Raw genomic sequence first — 21,846 nt, forward strand, 5'->3', positions numbered from 1 at the left:
TGTTTCGTTCAGTTTTCAAAGAACTACGTTGTCGCTCATAAGCGACTTTATCAATATAACATTTTGTTATATTTTCGTCAACAACTTTTTTCAATAAGTTGTTTTTCGTTTGTTTTGCTTGTTACCTTTCGTGGCAACGGATATAAATATACCAGTTTAATTATTAAAATGCAATAGTTTTTCTAATAAAATTTTTAACTTAGTAAAAAAGTATAAAAACAGCACATTTCTTCTATATAAATATAATTTCTCGCACCATCAAGATCTATTATACCCACGCAACTCATACTCAAATAAAAAAAGCTTTGGAGAAATCTCCAAAGCTTAGTCTTGTTTATGGCGCATAGCAGGGAATAATAATACATCACGAATAGATGGTGCATTTGTTAATAACATAACTAGACGATCAATACCAATTCCTAACCCACCCGTAGGAGGCATACCGTACTCAAGAGCTTCAATATAATCGTCATCCATCATATGAGCTTCGTCATTACCTTGTTCGCGCTCTTTTAATTGCGCTTCAAAACGTTCTTTTTGATCGATTGGATCATTTAACTCAGTGAATGCATTTGCATGTTCACGTGCAACGATAAATAATTCGAAACGATCTGTGAATCGTGGATCTTCGTCATTCTTTTTCGCAAGTGGCGAAATTTCTACCGGATGACCGTAAATAAATGTTGGTTGGATTAATTTATCTTCTACTTTTTGTTCGAAGAATTCATTTATAATATGACCAACTTCCATTGTATCTTTAATTTCTACATTATGTTCTTTTGCAAGCTCACGCGCTTCTTCTACACTCATTGGATTCCAGAAATCCGCTCCAGAGTGTTGCTTAATCGCATCTACCATATGAAGACGTGTCCATTCTGGTTCTAGATTAATTTCATAATCACCATATTGGATTGTTGTTGTACCCAATACTTTTTTGGCAATATGAGCAACCATATTTTCTGTTAGTTTCATAATATCATTATAATCAGCGTACGCTTCATATAATTCAATCATCGTAAACTCAGGGTTATGACGAGTTGATACACCCTCATTACGGAATACACGGCCGATCTCATAAACTTTTTCTAATCCGCCCACAATAAGACGTTTTAAATGAAGTTCAATTGCGATACGCATATATAATTCCATATCTAACGCATTATGATGCGTAGTGAAAGGACGAGCAGACGCTCCACCTGCAATCGCGTGCATCATAGGCGTTTCTACTTCAAGATAACCGTTATCATCTAAATATCTTCTCATTTCACGAATGATTTTACTACGAGTAACAAATGTTTCACGACTTTCCATACTTGTAATTAAGTCTAAGTAACGTTGACGGTATCGTTGTTCAACATCTTTTAATCCATGATATTTATCCGGTAATGGACGAAGAGATTTCGTTAAAAGCGTAAATCCTGTTGCTTTTACTGAAAGTTCTCCAACGTTTGTTTTGAACACTTTACCTTCAATACCTACTAAGTCACCTAAATCTGCTGTCGTAAATAACTCGTACTCTTCATCTCCAACAGTATCTTTGCGAACGTAAATTTGAACTTGTCCATGTAAATCTTGAATGTGCGCGAATCCAGCTTTTCCTTTACCGCGTTTTGTCATAATACGACCAGCGATAGAAACAGTGATTCCTTTCTCTTCTAATTCTTCTTTAGAGAATTCTCCATATAGACTTACTAAGTCGGTTGTTGAATTTGTGCGTTCAAATCTTTTACCGAACGGATCGATTCCTTGCTCACGTAAATTATGTAGCTTTTCACGACGAACAAGCAATTGGTCGTTTAATTCTTCGTGGTTCATGTTATCCATGATATTGATATCACTCCAGCTCTATTAATTTTTACAATATATACAGTATAGCATTTTCTACTCAACTAGAAAAACTGCCAGCAACTAACTGGCAGTTCTTCTTTCTTTCACGTAATTATAGGAAGTGTGTAGAAGAATGTCAATCTTCTCCGTCCCCCTATTAACCAACGTAAATTGTTTGTTGTTTCGCCTCTACTTCTTCTACAAATGCACCTAATACATTCGCAAGGTCTTCACGTGTGTTGCAAGTATTGATGCCATTACGCACACTTGCATTACCACGAACACCTTTTAAATACCAAGCTGCATGCTTTCTCATCTCTCTTACAGCAACATTTTCGTTCTTTAAATCGATAAGGCGATCTAGATGTAACATACATACATCAATTTTCTCACGCACTGTTGGTTCCGGCATTAATTCACCTGTCTCTAAATACTTTACCGTTCGATAAATCATCCATGGATCCCCAAGAGCTGCACGGCCAATCATAACACCATCTACACCAATCTCATCAATCATACGCTTCGCATCTTGCGGTGTTTCGACATCACCATTTCCGATAACTGGGATATTTACAGCTTGCTTTACTTGTTTAATGATATCCCAATCCGCTTTTCCTTCATACATTTGCACTCGCGTACGTCCGTGAACCGCCACAGCTTGTCCACCAGCACGCTCAACAGCTCTAGCATTTTCTATTGCGAAAATATGTTCTTCATCCCAACCGATACGCATTTTAACCGTAACCGGCTTTTCAACAGCATCTACAACCGCAGCTACCATTTCATATATTTTATTTGGGTCTAAAAGCCACCTTGCCCCCGCATCACATTTAACAATTTTCGGTACTGGGCAACCCATATTAATATCAATAATGTCTGCTGTCGTATATTTATCTACGTATTTCGCAGCATCTACAAGAGTTTCTTTCTCTCCACCGAAAATTTGTAAACTTAATGGTTTTTCTCTCTCATCGATATATAACATATCTAATGTTCTTTTGTTATTAAGCAATATTGCCTTATCACTTACCATTTCAGCACAAACTAAACCTGCACCAAATTCTTTCACTGTTAAACGGAATGCAGAGTTACACACTCCCGCCATCGGTGCTAATACAACCGGATTTTTCATCTCAATATTTGCAATCTTTAACAATCAACCTACTCCTTCCTGCACAGTCACTTTGGCATTAATTCATCTATCGAAACATTTAATGCCTTAGCAACTTCTACTACAAAATCTTGAGAAGGCGATCGATTCCCTCTCTCAACTTCACCTAAAACAGATACAGATACCCCTAATTCTTTAGCAAAACCTTCTTGCGTGTAGCCTTTTAGCTTTCGAAAAGCACGAATGCGTCTTCCCCATTTTTCTGCTTCCATACCGTTACTCCCTCTCGCCTTTTCATTTCTTCTACTTGTGAACGTGAAATGTTTTGTTTTATATTTTGGTTAATCTCTAACAACGGAACGATAACAAAAGCTCTTTCAAACATCCGCGGATGCGGAACAATAAGATTCTCTGCTTCAATATTTTCTTGATTATAAAGTAAAATGTCAAGGTCGATAGTCCTTGGCCCCCACCTAATTTCCCTTTTTCTTCCTAGGTCATTTTCTACTTTTTGTGTTACTTTCAATAATTCTTGCGGTGATAAATTGGTAGAAATTTTTATAACTAAATTTAAAAAACAACTTTGGTCAGTATAGCCAACTGGATCAGTTTCATACACTGACGAAACATCATCAACTTGAATATACGGACTTTTATTTAAAAACTGAATCGCTTCAGTTAAATACGTATAACGCTTTCCAATATTTGACCCTAATGCAATGTACGCTATATTATTCATGGACGTTCTCTCGTAATTTCTACTGCTACAGCGCGATAATGGCCCGGTATCGGCGGATCCGGTTTAATTACCTTAATTGTACACCGTGAAATACTTCCATATTGCTTTAATATGTCTGAGGCAATATTTTCAGCGATACTCTCTACAAGCTTATACCTTCTATCCTCGACAACTATTCTACATAATTCAAAAAGCTCTCCATAATTGACCGAATGCTCTAAGTCATCACTTTCTCCCGCGCGTTTTAAATCTATTTCCACCGTTAAATCAACTTTAAATCTCTGCCCTAATTTATTTTCCTCTGGGAATACACCATGATAACCGTAAAACTCCATATCATGGATATAAATTTTATCCAATTACTTTACCCCCTTACCAATCATTGCATCCATCATCTTAGCCATACGCGCCATTTCTTTCACATCATGGACACGAACAAACTCACAGCCCTTTTCAATACCAAGACAAACAGTAGCTCCCGTTCCCTCAAGACGTTCCTCTACTGGCAAATCTAATACGTGCCCAATAAAGGACTTTCTCGAAGTACCTAAGAGAACCGGGTAACCTAGCACATTTAACTGTTCTAAATTACGCATCGCCTCTAAGTTTTGCTCCGGTGTTTTAGCAAAACCGATACCTGGATCTAAAATAATATTCTCATCTCGCACACCAGCATTTTTAGCAATTTTAACACTGTCATACAAATCAGCAATCATATCGGCCATTAAATTACGATAATTCATATTATCGCGGTTATGCATTAAAATGATAGGTACATCATAATGGGCTGCGACTTCAGCAATTTTCGGCTCCGCCTTCGCTCCCCAAATATCATTAATAATATGAGCACCAGCCTCAATTGCTTGCTTTGCAACTTCAGCTTTATATGTATCGATAGATATAGGCAATTTCACCTCTTTTGAAACTGCTTGAATCATCGGGACAACTCGCTTTATTTCTTCTTCTACTGATACTTTAGCAAAACCCGGGCGAGTAGATTCGCCACCAATATCAATAATATGAGCACCTTCACCTTGCATTTCTTTTGCGTGACGTACCGCAGCATCTACCTCGTTGTAACTCCCACCATCAGAAAACGAATCTGGTGTTACATTTAAAATCCCCATAATTAATGTCTTTTCATTTAAATTCAATGTATATTCGCCGCAGCGTAAATCATAATCCCACTTCAAACTACACATCTCCTCTTCGTAATTCATTTCTGCTCCACAATTTCTCTCTCTGCATTCCATAAAGATACATTAAACTTTTTGTAACCACTCCCACTTTCCCCGGGAAATCCTGCGCTTCTATACGATAAAGCGGAACAATTTCTTGAATTGAGTTTGTTACAAAGACTTCATCTGCTGAAAGTAATTCATCTTTTGTAAAGAAACCTTCATTTACTTCTATATTCAATTCTTCAGCACTTTTTATAATAAACGCACGAGTGATACCATTTAAAATTCCTGTTTCTAACGAAGGTGTATATAAAACATCACCTTTCACAAAAAAGAGATTCGAAACAATACCCTCTGCAACATAACCTGCTTCAGTAAGGAAAATACCTTCCCTGCTCACAACATTTCCAATTTCACGCTTCCCTAAAATATTATTTAAATAATGATGAGACTTCAGACGAAATGCTCCTTCTGGTGTATTTCGCACTTGTTTTAAAATAACCCCTTCTTTTTCTACTACATCTTCTGGAGCTGTTAAAGGTTTTATAAAAACAATAACCGAAGGCTCTTCATACATTTCCGTTTGCAATCCTATTTCATCTACACCCGCCGATACATTAAAACGTACATACGCATGTTCCAATTCATTCTTAGCGAGTAGATTCTTCAAAATAAGCATCACGTCATCTTTTGTCATTGTCCATTTAATTTGCAATGTATCTAGCGCACCTATTAAACGGTTATAATGATCATCTAACAAAAAAGGATGACCATTATAAATACGAAATGTCTCAAAAACCCCCAGCCCATATAAATAGCCATGGTCATAAGGAGAAATTCTCGCTTCACTTGCTTCTACATACTGGCCATTTACGTAAATTAACATAATGTCGCACTTGGACTGTATTTACGAATGAAATTCTGCAACAACTCTTTCCCATGAGAAGTCATAATAGATTCCGGATGGAATTGTACACCCTCTATCGGCAGTGTCTTATGACGAATCGCCATAATTTCCCCTTCCTCTGTCCAAGATGTTACCTCTAAACAATCTGGCAATGACTCTTTCTTAACAATCAGGGAATGATAACGCGTTGCAGTAAATGGATTAGGAACATCTAAGAAAATCGTTTTCCCATCATGATGCATAAGCGACGTTTTTCCATGCATTAATCGCTCTGCACGAACAACTTCTCCACCAAATACTTGCGCAATCGATTGATGCCCAAGACAAACTCCAAAAATCGGAATCTCCCCAGCAAAGTATTTAATAACTTCCATACTAATCCCCGCTTCATTAGGACTACATGGACCTGGCGAAATCATTAGAAAATCTGGTTTCATATTCTCAATATCTGCAATACTCACTTCATCATTACGCTTAACAACAAGCTCTTGTCCAAGTTCTCCAAGAAACTGCACTAAATTAAATGTAAAGGAATCATAATTATCAATCATTAATATCATTTCTCTCACCTAACCGTTTCTTCGCTACGTTCTTTTGCACGCCATAAAGCAATCGCCTTTTTTAACGACTCTTTATATTCATTTTCCGGATTTGAATCAATTACAATTCCCGCTCCCGCTTGTACATGAGCTTTTCCATCTTTAGCAAGAAGTGTTCTAATTACAATATTCAATTCTGTATCCCCAGAATAACCAATCCAACCGATTGAACCTGTATAAATCCCTCTACGGACAGGTTCTAATTCCTCAATTATTTCCATCGTACGGATTTTCGGGGCACCAGTAATTGTTCCACCAGGGAATACAGCTTTCACTAAATCGAAAGCATCCTTATCTTCTTCCACCTCACCACGCACATTGGAAACGATATGCATAACATGTGAATACTTTTCAATTACCATAAATTCATCGACTTCTACAGTGCCATATTTACAAACGCGCCCTAAATCATTTCGTTCTAAATCCACAAGCATTACATGCTCTGCTCTTTCTTTTTCGTTCTCAATTAATTCTCTTGCTAATTCTTCATCCTCTTGCTCATCCGCGCCTCTAGATCTTGTTCCAGCAATTGGTCTTGTACTTACTTCGGTTCCCTGTTTCTTAATTAACAACTCTGGCGATCCACTAACAATTTGAAAATCTCCAAGCTCCAAGTAACCCATATATGGCGATGGATTAATTTCACGAAGACTTGTATAAATTTCTAGTGGGTGTGTTTGTAACGTTCTTTCTTGTCTCGTCGACAAGTTTACTTGGAACACATCACCAGCACCAATATATTCTTGAATACATTCAACTGCCTTCATAAAGCTTGCTTCAGTAAAAGCAACTGCTTCACTTTTCTTTTCAGGACTTTCAAAAGGCACGGTCACTTCAGGCGCTTCTGTCGCCCAAAGACTCTTCCACTCATTTAACCGTTCTTTCGCCTCTTCATATTTATCTACATAATGCGTAATAATCCATAACACTTGTTCTTTTTGATCATAGACAAATACGTCGTCAAATAATAAAAAGAAGATGTCAGGTATATTAATATCATCTTCCGCAAGAGAAGGCAGCTTTTCAATATAACGGATACAGTCATAACTGAAATAGCCAATTGCACCACCTTGAAAAGGCGGATACTCTGGATTATAGTCTGTTTTCCATTGCTCCATATATTCTTGCATTAAATCTAATGGATTCCCTCGTTTTATTGTTTCCTTACCACTTTCACTTATATGTAACGTTTCATCCTTCCCTCGGATTACCGCTACCGGGTTCAGCCCTACAATGTTATAACGACCGCCACGGCCGCTTTCTAACAAAATATGTTGTGATTTACCCTGAGAAAGAAATTTATATTGCTTAAAGAAATCTAACTGATATGGAATAGAAAGCGCTAAAGATTTTCTTCGTTGCATATCAACACCCCGTCTTCTTTTATCCCACCCTCTTAGATGAACCAGCTCAAACTACATAAGTTATTTATATAGAGATTGATTATACTCGAAGGCTAGTGAAAATAAATTAATTATACTACCTCTTATTTTACATGAAGTTTTCTAGTCATTCACTCTTTTCCTATTTCCAATCCAAAAAGAAAAAGCATCCTTTTTCAAGGATGCTTTTTCAATCGCGTTTAATTATGATTCAAATTGATAAAGTGGTGTACTTAAATAACGTTCGCCGTTACTTGGGATAATAACAAGTACCTTTTTCCCCTTACCTAACTTTTTCGCAATTTCTGTTGCTGCATAAATAACTGCGCCTGAAGAGATACCAACTAAAATACCTTCCTCTTTAGCCACTCTTCTCGCATATTCAAATGCTTGCTCTGTTTTCACTTGAATAATTTCATCATATACTTCTACATCCAATGTCTCTGGAACAAATCCCGCCCCAATTCCTTGGATTTTATGCGGACCCGGTTTCCCACCAGATAATACTGGCGAATCTGCAGGTTCTACTGCATAAATTTTAATACCTTCATATGCTTCCTTCAGCACTTCACCAGCACCAGTAATCGTTCCACCTGTACCAATACCTGCAATAAACGCATCTAATTGATCACCCATTTGTTCAACAATTTCTGGACCTGTTGTTAAACGATGAATTTGTGGATTTGATTGATTTTGGAACTGTTGCGGTATAAAGTAACCATGCTCTTTTGCTAATTCAGTTGCTTTACGAATTGCTCCACCCATTCCTTCAGGACCTGGAGTCAATACTAATTCAGCACCGTAAGCACGCAATAAATTACGACGCTCAATACTCATTGTTTCTGGCATTACTAAAATTGCATTATATCCTTTAGCAGCCGCTACCATCGCTAAACCAATTCCTGTGTTACCACTTGTTGGCTCAATGATTGTATCGCCCTCTTTTAACAATCCCTTTTTTTCAGCATCTTCAATCATAGCTAGTGCAATACGATCTTTAACGCTGCTCCCCGGATTCATAAACTCTAGTTTTAAGTATATATCTGCGCTATCTGATTCTACGATGCGGTTCAACTTAACGATCGGCGTTTTCCCGATTAATTCTGAAACTGATTGTGCCACTCGCATTCCTGTCACTCCTAACACCGAGTATTTTTATTGGTTTTATCTATATTTAGATTTTGTCAGAAAATTCCCTGTTTGTCAATCTCTTTGGAGGGTTAATCCCCTTATTACAAATTCTCAATTAAATTTGTAATATCTTCTTTAGAGAACTTGTATCGTTCATTACAGAAATGACAATGAACTTCTGTCTCTTCTTCTTCTTCACGAATTTGCTCTAACTCTGTTTTACCTAAACTAATTAACACACTCTCGATACGTTCACGTGAGCAAGTACAATTAAATTGAACATCCATTGTTTCCAATACTTTTACTTTATCTTCTCCAAGGACTGCGTATAGTAGCTCTTCTGGAGAAAGACCTTGTTCGATCAATGTTGATACAGGCGGGATTTTTTGCAAACGATCTTCAATAAATGAAATTGTTTCTTCCTGTGCGCCCGGCATAATTTGAAGGATAAATCCACCCGCCGCTAATACGCTGTCATCTCCATTTACAAGGACACCCACACCAACAGAAGAAGGCGTCTGCTCAGAAACTGCGAAATAATACGTGAAATCTTCCCCTAGTTCTCCCGAAACGATTGGAGATTGACCGATAAACGGCTCACGCATACCAATATCTTTAATTACTGTTACAAACCCTTCTGTACCTACCGCTTGATATACACGTAATTTCCCTTGTTCCGTTCCTTCAAAATCAACATGTGGATTCGTTACATAGCCACGTACATCTCCATTTGCATGAGCATCCACTAAGATAGGGCCAATCGGTCCATTACCTTCTACCTTGATCGTTAACTTTTGATCACCTTTTAACATCGCACCCATCATTGTACCTGCAGTTAAAGAACGACCAAGTGCCGCCGAAGCTGTCCTCCATGTATCATGACGTCTTTGTGCCTCACTTACTGTATTTGTTGTACGTACACTATACGCACGTACTTCTCCATCAAACGCTAACGCTTTTACTAAATAATCTTTCATACGTATTTATTCACCTTTCTCATGCTGTAAATTTGCATTACGCTCATATAACATATATAAGCCTTTTAACGTTAAAAATGGATCTACAATATCAATTACATTCGATTCTTCTGAAATTAATTTCGCCAATCCACCTGTTGCAATAACTCTCGGTTCTTGTTTAGCTTCCTCTTTCATACGCTTAACAATACCTTCCACTTGTCCTACATAACCATAAAGAATACCTGATTGCATCGCACTTACTGTATTCTTCCCAACAACACTGCTCGGTTTTGTAATTTCAATACGAGGAAGTTTTGCCGCCCTACTATATAAAGCCTCTGCTGAAATCATAATTCCTGGCGTAATAACTCCACCCATATAATGCTTTTCTTCGTTAATATAACAATATGTAGTAGCCGTACCAAAATCAACAATAATAAGCGGACTTCCATACAAGTGGATTCCTGCTACTGCATTTACAATTCGGTCTGCGCCTACTTCACGCGGATTTTCATATTTAATATTTAGCCCCGTTTTTATTCCAGGCCCTACTACAAGCGGTTTAATTTTAAAATATTTTTCACACATACGTTCTAAAGCGAACATAATTGGTGGTACGACCGAAGACACAATAATACCTTTCACATCTTCAAACGAAAGACCCTCATGATCAAGTAACTGTTTTACAAGCATTCCATATTCATCTTCTGTCTTATGACGATCTGTTTCCATGCGCCAATGCTGACGAAGTTCCCCCTCTTCAAACACGCCTAGTACAGCATTTGTGTTCCCTACATCCAATACAAAAATCATATTCTCACCACTTATCTTATTTAATCTATATTTGTGTAGTATGTATAAAACTTATAAAAACATCATATCACACATACCTATATAATCAGCTTTCCTATCCTCATCATTTTACAAAAAGATTGCTCTCTATTTCAATTTTTAATACCAGTTTTACTTAAATTACTTTATCCACTAAACTCTCAATAATAATTAATAAAAATCTTAACAAACAAAAAAGGAGTGACAATAGTCACTCCTTCATTTCTTACTTATCTTCTTTATCTTCTTTATCTTCATCGTCTTTCTTCATATTGATGTTTACTTTCACATCATCTGAAGATGTTGGACGCTCAGGTAATCTGCCATAATCATATAAATGATTAATTTGCTCTGCATCTAATGTTTCTACTTCAAGTAACGTTTTCGCGATAATATCAAGCTTATCTCGTTTTTCAGTAAGAATTTGTTTTGCACGAGCATAACAGTCTTTAATAATTGTTTGCATTTCCACATCAATTTCATGTGCGATTGCATCACTGTAGTTTTGTTCTGAATGGAAGTCTCTTCCTAAGAATACTTGACCACCTTGTGAGCTACCAAATTGCATCGGTCCAAGCTTATCACTCATACCGAATTCCGTAACCATACGTCTTGCAATACCAGTCGCACGTTGGAAGTCGTTGTGAGCACCTGTACTTGCTTCACCAAATACAATTTCCTCAGCTACTCGACCACCAAGTAAACCAGTGATTTTATCAAGTAACTCTGGCTTTGTCATGAAGTAACGATCTTCCTTCGGAAGCATTACCGCATATCCACCAGCTTGACCACGAGGGACAATTGTTACTTTATGAACGACATCAGCTTCATCAAGAACAACACCAATTACAGTATGGCCCGCTTCATGGAAAGCAACGATATTACGTTCTTTTTCAGAGATAACACGACTTTTCTTAGCTGGACCTGCGATAACACGATCCGTTGCTTCATCGATATCACTCATATCAATTTTCTTCTTATCTCGACGTGCAGCTACTAAAGCAGCTTCGTTTAATAAGTTTTCAAGATCCGCACCAGAGAATCCTGGTGTACGAGTCGCAATTGCTCTTAAATTAATATGCTCATCAAGCGGTTTATTACGCGCATGTACTTTCAGTACAGCTTCACGACCATTTACATCTGGACGATCTACTGTAATTTGACGGTCAAAACGACCTGGACGTAATAACGCTGGGTCAAGAATGTCTGGACGGTTTGTCGCAGCAATGATAATAATACCTTCGTTTGCACCGAATCCATCCATTTCAACAAGTAACTGGTTCAATGTTTGCTCACGCTCATCATGACCACCACCAAGACCTGCGCCACGTTGACGACCTACTGCATCAATTTCATCAATGAAAATGATACAAGGAGCATTTTTCTTTGCATTTTCAAATAAATCACGTACACGTGATGCACCGACACCGACAAACATCTCTACAAAGTCAGAACCACTGATAGAGAAGAATGGAACGCCAGCCTCACCTGCAACAGCACGTGCTAATAAAGTTTTACCTGTACCTGGAGGTCCAACTAATAGGACACCCTTCGGAATACGGGCACCAACTTCAGAAAACTTACGAGGGTCTTTTAAGAATTCAACTACCTCAACAAGTTCTTGTTTCTCTTCATCCGCCCCAGCAACATCTCTGAAACGAACTTTTTTCTTTTCATCATTATATAACTTCGCCTTACTTTTCCCGAAGTTCATAACACGGCTACCGCCGCCTTGAGCTTGGTTTAATAAGAAGAAGAATAAAATGAAGATGATGACAAACGGAATGATTGAAGTAAAGAATGTTACCCAAGCACTTGTTTCTTCTGCTGGTTGATACTTAACTTCGGCACCTTTCGCTTTATCATTGATTTTCTTTTGTAATTCCTCAGTATTTGGTGCATAAGTAACAAATTGTTCTCCTTGGCTAGAGTTATTGAATTGTCCTTTTACCTCAAATACACCATTTTTCGGTTGAAGTTGCACATTACGCACTTCACCGCTTTCTAGTTTAGTAATGAATTTGTCGTAGCTAACTGATGTCGTTTTTTGTGTCGAACCATTAAAATAGCTCACGATTCCAATTACTACTAAGAATATCAGTAAATAAAAGATGGTATTACGGAAGATACGATTCATTCCTAACCTCCTCTCACGGCATAAACACTATAGTAAATCGTAACATAGAAAAACTTTCCTATACAATTGTAAAGCCTGTATTTAATTAATTTGAGTAAACGCTTGGTTTTAATACGCCTACATAAGGAAGATTACGGTACTGCTCTTTATAATCTAATCCATATCCTACTACAAATTCATGTGGAACAGTAAATCCAACATAATCCGCTTTCAGATCAACCTTACGGCCTGTTGGCTTATCTAATAATGTAACAATTTTTACAGACTTCGCTTTACGATATTTGAATAAGTCTACTAAGTAGCTTAGTGTAAGACCACTATCAATAATATCTTCGACGATTAAAATATCGCGACCTTCTACAGAAGTATCAAGATCTTTTAAAATTTTCACTTCGCCTGTTGAAACTGTAGAGTGACCATAACTAGATACAGCCATAAAATCCATTTCAAGATATGTATCTGTTCTCTTTAATAAATCTGCCATGAATGGCATTGCGCCTTTTAATACACCAATTGCAAGAGGTACTGTGTTTTTATAATCCTCTGCAATAACTGCACCTAGTTCGCGCACCTTTTCTTGTATTTGTTCTTCAGAAATTAATACTTTTTCGATATCTTGATTCATCATTTCATTATCCTCCCGGAAGACTCCTTGCTTTTGTAGTGAATAATCATATATTTATCCTTCTTTGCCATCTCTTTCGAAATTGCAAATGCAGATCGCTTCAACAAGGGTACCCAAATAATGGTCCCACTTGCGTCACAAACGACCGGCCATTCTTCCCTTTTTTCTTTCGGTACTTTCGCTTCGATAAAAATAGTTTTTATCTTTTTCGTGCCATCCATACCTTGTATTGACATGCGATCTCCATTTTCTCTAGAACGAATACGAAGTGGATATGATATATCATTATACTTAGCAACAAATACTGTTTCATTCATGTTACTTGGTATATCTTCGCTCACCTCTGTTACAAATTCATCCCCGTTCAATATTGTAATGGTCCCGGGTACTGATAAATCTTGTAAAAAAGGAGAGGCAATTTCTTGTTTAAATCTAAAGCTACACTCCTCGTATGTGCGAACAATTTTCAAATCACCTGGAAAATCAAGTGAACCTGAAGGTTGTGTCCGCTTAAAAAACTCAATCACCTTGTCAATATGTATAGAAGAAAGAGAAGATGGAATCTTATATTCATAAAGATAGTTTAATATTAGTTGAATCCCTCTTCTTTGTAAAGGCATAGACATGGATTCAAAGGCAGGAATTGATAAGCTAATTTGTTTATCACTTTTTTTTGTAATTACTTTATTCATTTTCTCAAAAGCTAATTCCTGCAAATAAGCCTCATCCTCTTGCATTTGCACGCTAAATTTTTGGAATTTCTCATGCATTTGTGGATTTTCTTCTTTTAAGTGAGGAAGGACATATTTACGTAATCGATTCCTTGTATATAATTCCTTTTTATTACTCGGATCTATACGCGGAATTAAATTTAGCTTATTACAGTAATCAACAATTTCTTCCTTCGTTACCCCAAGTAACGGCCTAATTAAATACCCATTATGAAAAGGACGCTTCACTGCAATTCCTGCATATCCTTTCGGAGTACTCCCTCTTACAAGACGCATTAAAATTGTCTCTACTTGATCATCTCCATGATGTCCAAGTGCAACATATCTTGCATCATATTTCTTCATTATTCTTTCCAAAAATGCATATCTGCATTCTCTAGCAGCAACCTGTGCATTCATCCCGTATTGCTGTTGATATTGTGATACATTAATCCTTATCGTTTCACAAATAATTCCTAGTTCTTCACAAAGGCCCTGCACAAACTGTAAATCCTCATGAGATTCCTCACCTCTAAACATATGATCCACATGAGCCACTACAATTTCCAACTGTTTTTCCGCTCTTTTTTCTAATAAATAATATAAAAGGGCTAACGAGTCAGGACCACCAGAAACTCCCACAACAATCGTTGAATCATTCTTTAATACATCATGCTGCTTTACAAAGTCATCTACTTTTTCAACAAATGTATCTTTCAACTTCGCAATCACCTTTCATTAAACAAGAACAGCAACGTTAGTCACCTTGTTTATAATGGTACAACTTTTACAAACATTGTGCAAAAAAAAGATATACAAAAATTACATTTTTATTTTACATCCTCCGTGTGTATTCACAAAATTAATAACATTACCTTTTCCCACAAAAAAACCTAGGTATTCACCTAGGTTTTTAAAATCAAATTATAGATAAACATTCCACTTACATTTTACTGCGCCTGCATTCCTACAATCGGAATCGTAGCCCACTTCGGCATATTTTTCTTCACTTTTGCCACTACAATAGTCATATCATCATTTATATAACCATCACAAGAGCGAATCACTTCTTCCATAATGATATCAGCAATTTCTTGCGGGTCTTCGGTTTGCAATTCTTTAATTTTCCGTTTCATCCACAATTCATGATTCTCTACATGCTGTGCTCCCTCAAAAATCCCATCACTCATCATAATAAGGATATCGCCCGTTTTTAATTGTTCACCCACCACATCAACTTCAACATCCTCGATGATTCCCATCGGCAAGTTACTTGCTTCAATTTTCAAAATATTATTCGCGCGTTTGACAAAACTCGGTGTTGATCCAATCTTTAAAAACCTTGCACTCGCATCTCGCAAATCTACCATAGCTAAATCTAATGTCGTAAACATCTCTTCCGTCGTTCTCAAAGAAAGAATTGAATTGATAGACTTAATTGCTATTTCTTCATCAATACCCGATTGGAGTATTTTTTGTAATAATTTCACCGTTTCCTTACTTTCCATATGAGCTCTTTGCCCATTTCCCATACCATCACTAATCGCAAGTGCATATTTACCAACACTTAAATCCATCATCGCATAAGAGTCACCCGAAACAAATCCACCACCTTTTGCAGCTGTAGCCAATCCTGTATCAAGAGAGTACGTCTTCGCCGAACCAAATGATATTAAACTGTGGCCATTTGGATAAGAAGACTTTTCTTCATGTTTAACGACAATATTTTCTTTAAGGATATCCGAAAGCATCGGTGCAACTAACTTTTCACATTCACCATGTTCATTAGATGCAACTGGAATCAACATTTCAATATCAATACTTCCTCTATCTAAACAATAAATATCAACATGCTCTACTTCGACACCAAAATCACGGAACGCTTGCATAATCTGCTCTTCCTGCACTTGATGATTTTCACGCTCTCGTTGTATCTCCTTAGCAAAATCCTCCATAACCTTTGATACACCTAATAGTTGCTCCGCAACTATTCTACGATTTTCCTTCATTTGTTTTCGTAATTTTTGTCCCTCATAGAAATGATCTAATTCACCCGCTACTAAATCTGTCACTTTTTTCCCTCTCACACAATGCTTGTCCCACTCACGAACTAATTTACGATTATGTTGCAGGGTTCCTTCTTCCGTTTCACTCATTATTTGTTTCATATAATCGTACGTTTTATCGAAATTCACTACCCAGCATTGATCCTTTTTAAAGCATGTTTGACATGTTTTCGCAGTAATTGTACTCAAAAACAAATCTGCTTCTGTCTCTTTATCTTCTTCCTCTACATACCCATATACAGAAAAGCTATTAGATAAAGCAGCAAATACATTTGCAAATTGATTGATTTTGTTTGCTGTAACATCACGCATCCTTCTTAAATATTGTTGTTGATCTTGCGAATGCTCTTGTGTACCTGGCATAAATTTAGCAATACGATCCAAAACAAGCTTTGGCGTTAATAAGAAGATCGCAATCGCTACACCTGACTCAATTAAAGTTGTTACAATATTCGTCTGCTTGTCTACATATAATGTAATTAAGCTTGTCCCTATTAATAACCCTAAACTAACACCTAAACGCTTCCCTTCTTTTAACAACCCACCAAGCAATCCAGAAAAAGCGAGAAGGCTAAGCTGAGACAAACTAGACACATTTGCTAAACTTAATATCAATCCTGTTACGACCCCCACTGTAGATCCTGTAGCAGCACCCGCAATAAATGCAAATACTAGTACTAAATACCTTGTAAAAATATGTTGAATAGAAGCATCATATACAAACCAATCTGTTGTACCCGTTAAAACAGATGCTAGTAATATAATCAAACAAACAATTTCTTCCGTCTCTAATGCCTGTTGTTTTCCTTTCCTTTCCACTAAAAGCGGGACACTTTGTAAAAATATCATAGTTAATACGAAACTAAGCCCAGCCTCAATGGTACTAACGAGTAAATCGTACATGGTGACAGTTTGTTGTGCAAAGTATACAACAACTAAGTGTGCGGTTAATGCGGAGATAAATACTTGAAATGGAACAAGTCCAACGGTTTTACGTGTAAATCTACTAAAGAAGATATTATAAATGAAGAAAGTAAAGATAGATGCAAAAGTAAAAAACAAATTATCTATCGAGACTGAAAGAGCTCCTCCCATTAGAGCTAAAAATGCTAACGGCATCTTATCCCGCTTCATAACATAAACAGCAGCAAAAAACGGAAGTGCAAAAGGTAAAATATTTGTTAATATATATGCTCGTCCCAAAAGAAAACCAATAACAACAATAATAAATCCCCATCTAAAGAAAACTTGCTCAAATTTCATTCGCAACTTACTCGTCCACTTTATTCCTCCAAGCTGACTCTCATTCATTGCCAATGCACTTGTATTCATAGTATTCCTTCCTGCTTTAGGCATATTTTTAACACCACCTGCATAGTTTAATTACTGTCATTATAAAAGATGATTGTTGGGATTTTTGTCAAAACAACAGTTTTCACTTTTATAATCGTTCGACTTTTTATTCGAAATAACTCTACAGATATACACAGTATGTAAGTTATTTCTGAATATTTAATTAAATATTCAGAAAATATAGGGTGATTTTGTAGAAGTGTTGTATATCTTAATTTATTCAACAAAAAAAGATCATGCAAATTTGCATGATCTTTTTAGATGACCCGTACGGGATTCGAACCCGTGTTACCGCCGTGAAAGGGCGGTGTCTTAACCACTTGACCAACGGGCCGTTAAATTAAATATAGCGGCGGAGGGGATCGAACCCCCGACCTCACGGGTATGAACCGTACGCTCTAGCCAGCTGAGCTACACCGCCATGTCGTCTTATTTAACGGACAATTAGTATCTTACATCAGATATTATTTAAAGTCAACACATCTCAAAAAAAAATTTAAAAATATATTTTAACATATAAAAAAGCACCCTGAGCCATCACTCTGGGTACCTCTCTATATGTTAAAAACTAAACGGCCTTATTATCCGCGACGCGCGCCACGGCCACCACGTTTAGACTCTGTGTTACGCTTTAAAGAAGTTAAGCGATCTTCGCTATCCTTTAAGAAGCGTGCCATCTTTTGCTCAAATGTTTCTTTTGGAGCTCGGTCGTTACCGCCACCGCGATTATCTCTGTTGAAAGAGCGATTATTACGTTGTGGACGTCCAGAACGTTGTTGATCACCACCGCGTTGGTATTCACCGCGTGGACGATCTCCTTCTGTTTTTTCACGTTCTTTCGCTTTTTTGATAGATAAACCAATCTTTCCATCTTTTTCAACATTAATAACTTTTACTTCTACTTGGTCGCCCACTTTTAAGTGATCGTTAATATCTTTTACATAGTTATCAGCAACTTCACTAATATGAACAAGACCAGTTAAGCCTTCTGGCAGCTCCACAAAAGCCCCAAAATTTGTAATACCTGTTACTTTACCCTGTAACTTGCTGCCTACCTCGATTGACATAAAAAAAATGCTCCTCCTTAGTGGTTAAAAAGTCAAATTTTACTTTATTATATATAATCCTAAAATATAGTGTCAATAAGACATACTCTACTTAGAAACAGGAAAAATTATCTCCCCTTTACCAGAGAAGAAATAATCCCTTCTAGCAATCTTTAATACATACTCTTCATCATTTAACTTTTGAACTTCGTCTTTTAGACTTTTTTCTTTATTCGTTAATGAATCCAGTTCTTTTTTCATGTCCTTAACTTTTGCTTCTTTTGCTTTAATGGAACTGTTTTGTTGATAAAACGTTACACTAATGCTCGCAATAATTGTAAAAGTAAAGACAAGAAAAACCGCTAAACGGCGATAAAGTCGCTTCCTGTTCTCATCCGTTTGTATTATATGCTCTTTAACAGGATTTGGACTCTGCTTTTCGATTGTTCTTTGTCTCAGTTCCCTCATTTCCGAGGTCCCCCTAACTTCTTTTTTATACGCTCCCATAGTTGGAAGATATGCCCCTTCAATTTTGCTATATATTGCAGGAACCCTATATGTTTCACTATAAAAAGTTTAACACGATTAGGGAGAAGTTTCCATATGAGCGAAGCAATAAATCGAACAGGCCAGAAAAAAACTTTCCATATGAAAAGTAATATCCAAATCACCATTTTCCATAACACATGTCCAATTGAAAGCAGTATACGAAATAAGAATAATATAAATGCAATAAATAGCTGCGCTATAATAATAACAGGTTTTATCATGAGTAGCTGTATAATTCGAACAAAAAAATATGTTGTTTGCATAAAAATATAGATGAGAAAATTTAACAGCTTCATGTATAGTGCTTTCAGTAAGCTTTGATATGCCGCAAAACCACATAATAATGCCAAAAACACATATATACGTAGTTCAGCTTCATTTACGAGAAGCAATACATAAAAGACGAATAATGCTTGGACAATCCAAAATAATATATCATGTATAAATACAAGCCAACGTTTACGCTCTTGACGCTTTAAAAAACGTTGATATGTATCTAAAGATGCTCCAATCCAAGCACCCATTCCAATCATTGAAAGCATTGTATACAACTGAATTGTTAAGCTCATTTAAACAACTTACTAAAGAAACCTTTAGTTTTTTCTCCTTGATTTTCATCAATATACAGCATCTCATGAACTTTCCCTTTAATCGACACAATGCCTTTTTCCACATCTAAATTTTTCATTTGTAAATTTTGACCACGAATCGTTAAAAAACCCATTACGGTTTCGAGTAAAAACTCCTCGCTATCAAAACTCTCTACTTGCTTCACACCAGTAATATCAATTACACGCCTGCCACGCATAATAATATCATGCTCTACAGAAACATTTTGTTGATTAGAAGACGTAGGTGAGTAACCATTATTCACGTAAATCCCCCCATAGGTTTTTACTAGCTAATAGTAATGTATGAGGGGATACACGATTTTAGAACAAGCCTTCTTCCGCTTTTACTTTTTCTTCGCGAACTAAGCTATACATATTTGCAGCATCTTCTTTTTTAGTTGTTTCTTTCAATTCATTTATTTTTACAGTCACTATTTTTTGACCAAAACGAATTGTTAATTCATCAGCTACTTTCACATCAGAACTCGCTTTTGCCACTTGACCATTAATAGATATTCTTCCTTGATCAGCTACTTCTTTCGCTAATGTTCTTCTTTTTATTAAGCGTGACACTTTTAAAAACTTATCTAGACGCATAGTAAATCCCCCTATTAACGCTCTGTTTGTTTCGCTTCTTCCCATAAAACATCTAACTGTTCTAATGATAAATCTTTCATCTCTTTATTCATTTCAGCTACTTTTGCCTCCATGTATAAAAAACGATTAGTAAATTTCTCATTAGTTGAACGTAATGCCTCTTCTGGATCTATTTTGTAATGACGGGCTATATTAACAAATGCAAATAGTAAATCACCAAATTCACCTAGCATCTTTTCCTCATCCATGTTTGTAACTTCTTGTTGGAATTCTTGCCATTCTTCCAAAGCTTTTTCTATCATCGGTTGCACATCAACCCAATCAAATCCAACCTTACCAGCTTTCTTCTGAATTTCATAGGCGCGTAGTAACTGCGGCAAACTTTTTGGAACGCCATTTAAAACAGATTCTTTCACAAATCCTTTTTCTTGTTTTTTAATTTCTTCCCAATTTGCGATCACTTCATCAGCATTGCTTACATCCGTATTTCCAAATACATGCGGATGGCGACGAACCATTTTCTCAGATAGAGTTCGAATGATATCATCTATAGAGAACCAACCTTCATCTTCTCCGATTTGAGCATGAAGCATAACTTGTAATAATATATCACCTAATTCTTCTACTAAGTGATCATCATCCTCTTCATCAATTGCTTCCAACACTTCATAAGCTTCCTCAATTAAATATTTCTTTAATGATTGATGTGTTTGCTTTTTATCCCACGGACAACCATTTGGACCACGAAGGTCTGCAATAATTTCTCTAAGGACATCAAACTGTTGATACAAGGACGCACGCTCCTGAACTGGCGGCACATACACACTCGTTAAATTATTCAATTCCGTTTCATGATCCAGCATGTACAACGGTACCTTCTTTACTTGTTCAAATGAAGTTCCTGCAGCTGTTACGATATACACTTCATAATCATCTGGCAACATCTCCATTAATGTTAATTTCACATCAGATGCAACGAATGCATCATATACTTGGCAAAAGATTAAATGTTGACGTAATTCTAATTGCCCTCTTTCAAATGATGTAGCGTCAAGTAATTGGAATCCTTCAATCGGATCAATTTTTAGGCTTGCAAACATAGGATCAAGGAAACTTTGCCCACCTTCAATTCGCACTTCAATATTTGAAACTTTACCTTTTTCCAACAGTAGCTGAACTGTTCTTTCTGCTACAAGTGGATGCCCCGGAACAGCATAGATAACGTCTGTATCCTCAGCTTGTTCTAGCAATTTATTCGCAATTGTTTCATATACAATTTCAAACGTATCATGTGCTTCATATACAGCATCAAAAGCCGTATATTGTACGCCTTCTTTCTCCAATTCTTCTATAACTGGATGTTCCTTCGTTCTAACAAACAGATGGTCTGCTTCTTTTATTTTTCGATATACACCCATCGTTAGCTGATCTAATTCACCAGCACCTAAACCTAAAATAGTAATGATTCCACTCACAACCTGTCAC

Annotated in this window: 22 protein-coding genes and 2 tRNA genes; all 24 read right to left on the reverse strand. The window is 36.7% G+C overall.

What is annotated here, in order from left to right:
* Positions 1-324: 324 nt before the first annotated feature.
* On the reverse strand, positions 325-1,824 hold the full coding sequence (lysS, locus tag RT27_RS04880) for a lysine--tRNA ligase (RefSeq protein WP_016079499.1): 1,500 nt from the start codon (positions 1,822-1,824) through the stop codon (positions 325-327).
* Between the two features lie 160 nt (positions 1,825-1,984).
* On the reverse strand, positions 1,985-2,983 hold the full coding sequence (gene dusB, locus RT27_RS04885) for a tRNA dihydrouridine synthase DusB (RefSeq protein ID WP_016079500.1): 999 nt from the start codon (positions 2,981-2,983) through the stop codon (positions 1,985-1,987).
* A 23-nt stretch (positions 2,984-3,006) separates the two neighbouring features.
* The gene (locus tag RT27_RS04890; protein ID WP_000387030.1) at positions 3,007-3,210 is read right to left on the reverse strand and encodes a helix-turn-helix transcriptional regulator; all 204 of its coding nucleotides are present in this window, start codon (positions 3,208-3,210) and stop codon (positions 3,007-3,009) included.
* Positions 3,162-3,677 carry a 2-amino-4-hydroxy-6-hydroxymethyldihydropteridine diphosphokinase gene (folK, locus tag RT27_RS04895; RefSeq protein WP_043935430.1) on the reverse strand — a complete coding sequence of 172 codons (516 nt, stop codon included), beginning with the start codon at positions 3,675-3,677 and terminating at the stop codon, positions 3,162-3,164. The genes RT27_RS04890 and folK overlap by 49 nt, the downstream gene beginning before the upstream one ends.
* Entirely contained in the window at positions 3,674-4,036 is a 363-nt protein-coding gene (folB, locus tag RT27_RS04900) for a dihydroneopterin aldolase (protein WP_016079502.1), read from the reverse strand. The genes folK and folB overlap by 4 nt, the downstream gene beginning before the upstream one ends.
* On the reverse strand, positions 4,037-4,897 hold the full coding sequence (gene folP / locus RT27_RS04905) for a dihydropteroate synthase (RefSeq protein ID WP_016079503.1): 861 nt from the start codon (positions 4,895-4,897) through the stop codon (positions 4,037-4,039). It abuts the gene before it with no gap.
* Positions 4,872-5,744: an aminodeoxychorismate lyase gene (gene pabC, locus RT27_RS04910; protein WP_043935433.1), complete on the reverse strand. Its 873-nt coding sequence runs from the start codon at positions 5,742-5,744 to the stop codon at positions 4,872-4,874. The genes folP and pabC overlap by 26 nt, the downstream gene beginning before the upstream one ends.
* Positions 5,738-6,325, reverse strand: coding sequence for an aminodeoxychorismate/anthranilate synthase component II (pabA, locus tag RT27_RS04915; RefSeq protein WP_016079505.1), 588 nt, complete (start codon positions 6,323-6,325; stop codon positions 5,738-5,740). The genes pabC and pabA overlap by 7 nt, the downstream gene beginning before the upstream one ends.
* A 5-nt stretch (positions 6,326-6,330) precedes the next feature.
* Positions 6,331-7,728 carry an aminodeoxychorismate synthase component I gene (pabB, locus tag RT27_RS04920; RefSeq protein WP_016079506.1) on the reverse strand — a complete coding sequence of 466 codons (1,398 nt, stop codon included), beginning with the start codon at positions 7,726-7,728 and terminating at the stop codon, positions 6,331-6,333.
* Positions 7,729-7,950: 222 nt separating this feature from the next.
* Complete coding sequence (gene cysK, locus RT27_RS04925; protein ID WP_016079507.1) at positions 7,951-8,874, reverse strand: cysteine synthase A; 924 nt, start codon at positions 8,872-8,874, stop codon at positions 7,951-7,953.
* Between the two features lie 104 nt (positions 8,875-8,978).
* Positions 8,979-9,854 carry a redox-regulated molecular chaperone HslO gene (gene hslO, locus RT27_RS04930; RefSeq protein ID WP_000656367.1) on the reverse strand — a complete coding sequence of 292 codons (876 nt, stop codon included), beginning with the start codon at positions 9,852-9,854 and terminating at the stop codon, positions 8,979-8,981.
* Between the two features lie 6 nt (positions 9,855-9,860).
* Positions 9,861-10,649, reverse strand: coding sequence for a type III pantothenate kinase (locus tag RT27_RS04935; RefSeq protein WP_016079509.1), 789 nt, complete (start codon positions 10,647-10,649; stop codon positions 9,861-9,863).
* A gap of 244 nt (positions 10,650-10,893) precedes the next feature.
* The gene (gene ftsH / locus RT27_RS04940) at positions 10,894-12,804 is read right to left on the reverse strand and encodes an ATP-dependent zinc metalloprotease FtsH (RefSeq protein WP_016079510.1); all 1,911 of its coding nucleotides are present in this window, start codon (positions 12,802-12,804) and stop codon (positions 10,894-10,896) included.
* An 85-nt stretch (positions 12,805-12,889) separates the two neighbouring features.
* Positions 12,890-13,432 carry a hypoxanthine phosphoribosyltransferase gene (gene hpt / locus RT27_RS04945; protein WP_000981846.1) on the reverse strand — a complete coding sequence of 181 codons (543 nt, stop codon included), beginning with the start codon at positions 13,430-13,432 and terminating at the stop codon, positions 12,890-12,892.
* The gene (gene tilS, locus RT27_RS04950; protein ID WP_043935434.1) at positions 13,429-14,859 is read right to left on the reverse strand and encodes a tRNA lysidine(34) synthetase TilS; all 1,431 of its coding nucleotides are present in this window, start codon (positions 14,857-14,859) and stop codon (positions 13,429-13,431) included. The genes hpt and tilS overlap by 4 nt, the downstream gene beginning before the upstream one ends.
* A gap of 230 nt (positions 14,860-15,089) precedes the next feature.
* Complete coding sequence (gene spoIIE, locus RT27_RS04955) at positions 15,090-17,561, reverse strand: stage II sporulation protein E (RefSeq protein ID WP_001123551.1); 2,472 nt, start codon at positions 17,559-17,561, stop codon at positions 15,090-15,092.
* A 259-nt stretch (positions 17,562-17,820) separates the two neighbouring features.
* Positions 17,821-17,892 (reverse strand) — tRNA-Glu (locus tag RT27_RS04960).
* Positions 17,893-17,905: 13 nt separating this feature from the next.
* A tRNA-Met gene (locus RT27_RS04965) sits at positions 17,906-17,979 on the reverse strand.
* A 160-nt stretch (positions 17,980-18,139) separates the two neighbouring features.
* Complete coding sequence (locus RT27_RS04970) at positions 18,140-18,625, reverse strand: S1 domain-containing RNA-binding protein (protein ID WP_000021451.1); 486 nt, start codon at positions 18,623-18,625, stop codon at positions 18,140-18,142.
* 87 nt (positions 18,626-18,712) lie between these two features.
* Positions 18,713-19,072: a cell division protein DivIC gene (divIC, locus tag RT27_RS04975; protein ID WP_001208739.1), complete on the reverse strand. Its 360-nt coding sequence runs from the start codon at positions 19,070-19,072 to the stop codon at positions 18,713-18,715.
* On the reverse strand, positions 19,069-19,722 hold the full coding sequence (gene yabQ, locus RT27_RS04980) for a spore cortex biosynthesis protein YabQ (RefSeq protein WP_000059773.1): 654 nt from the start codon (positions 19,720-19,722) through the stop codon (positions 19,069-19,071). Before yabQ ends, divIC begins: the two co-directional genes overlap by 4 nt.
* Complete coding sequence (gene yabP, locus RT27_RS04985) at positions 19,719-20,027, reverse strand: sporulation protein YabP (RefSeq protein WP_001059105.1); 309 nt, start codon at positions 20,025-20,027, stop codon at positions 19,719-19,721. Before yabP ends, yabQ begins: the two co-directional genes overlap by 4 nt.
* A 58-nt stretch (positions 20,028-20,085) precedes the next feature.
* Positions 20,086-20,361, reverse strand: a complete 276-nt coding sequence (locus RT27_RS04990; RefSeq protein ID WP_001234876.1) for an RNA-binding S4 domain-containing protein — start codon at positions 20,359-20,361, stop codon at positions 20,086-20,088.
* A 14-nt stretch (positions 20,362-20,375) separates the two neighbouring features.
* The gene (mazG, locus tag RT27_RS04995; RefSeq protein ID WP_016079513.1) at positions 20,376-21,836 is read right to left on the reverse strand and encodes a nucleoside triphosphate pyrophosphohydrolase; all 1,461 of its coding nucleotides are present in this window, start codon (positions 21,834-21,836) and stop codon (positions 20,376-20,378) included.
* Between the last annotated feature and the right edge of the window lie 10 nt (positions 21,837-21,846).

It is taken from the genome of Bacillus sp. L_1B0_5 (assembly GCF_000836715.1).
Classification (GTDB): domain Bacteria; phylum Bacillota; class Bacilli; order Bacillales; family Bacillaceae_G; genus Bacillus_A; species Bacillus_A thuringiensis_S.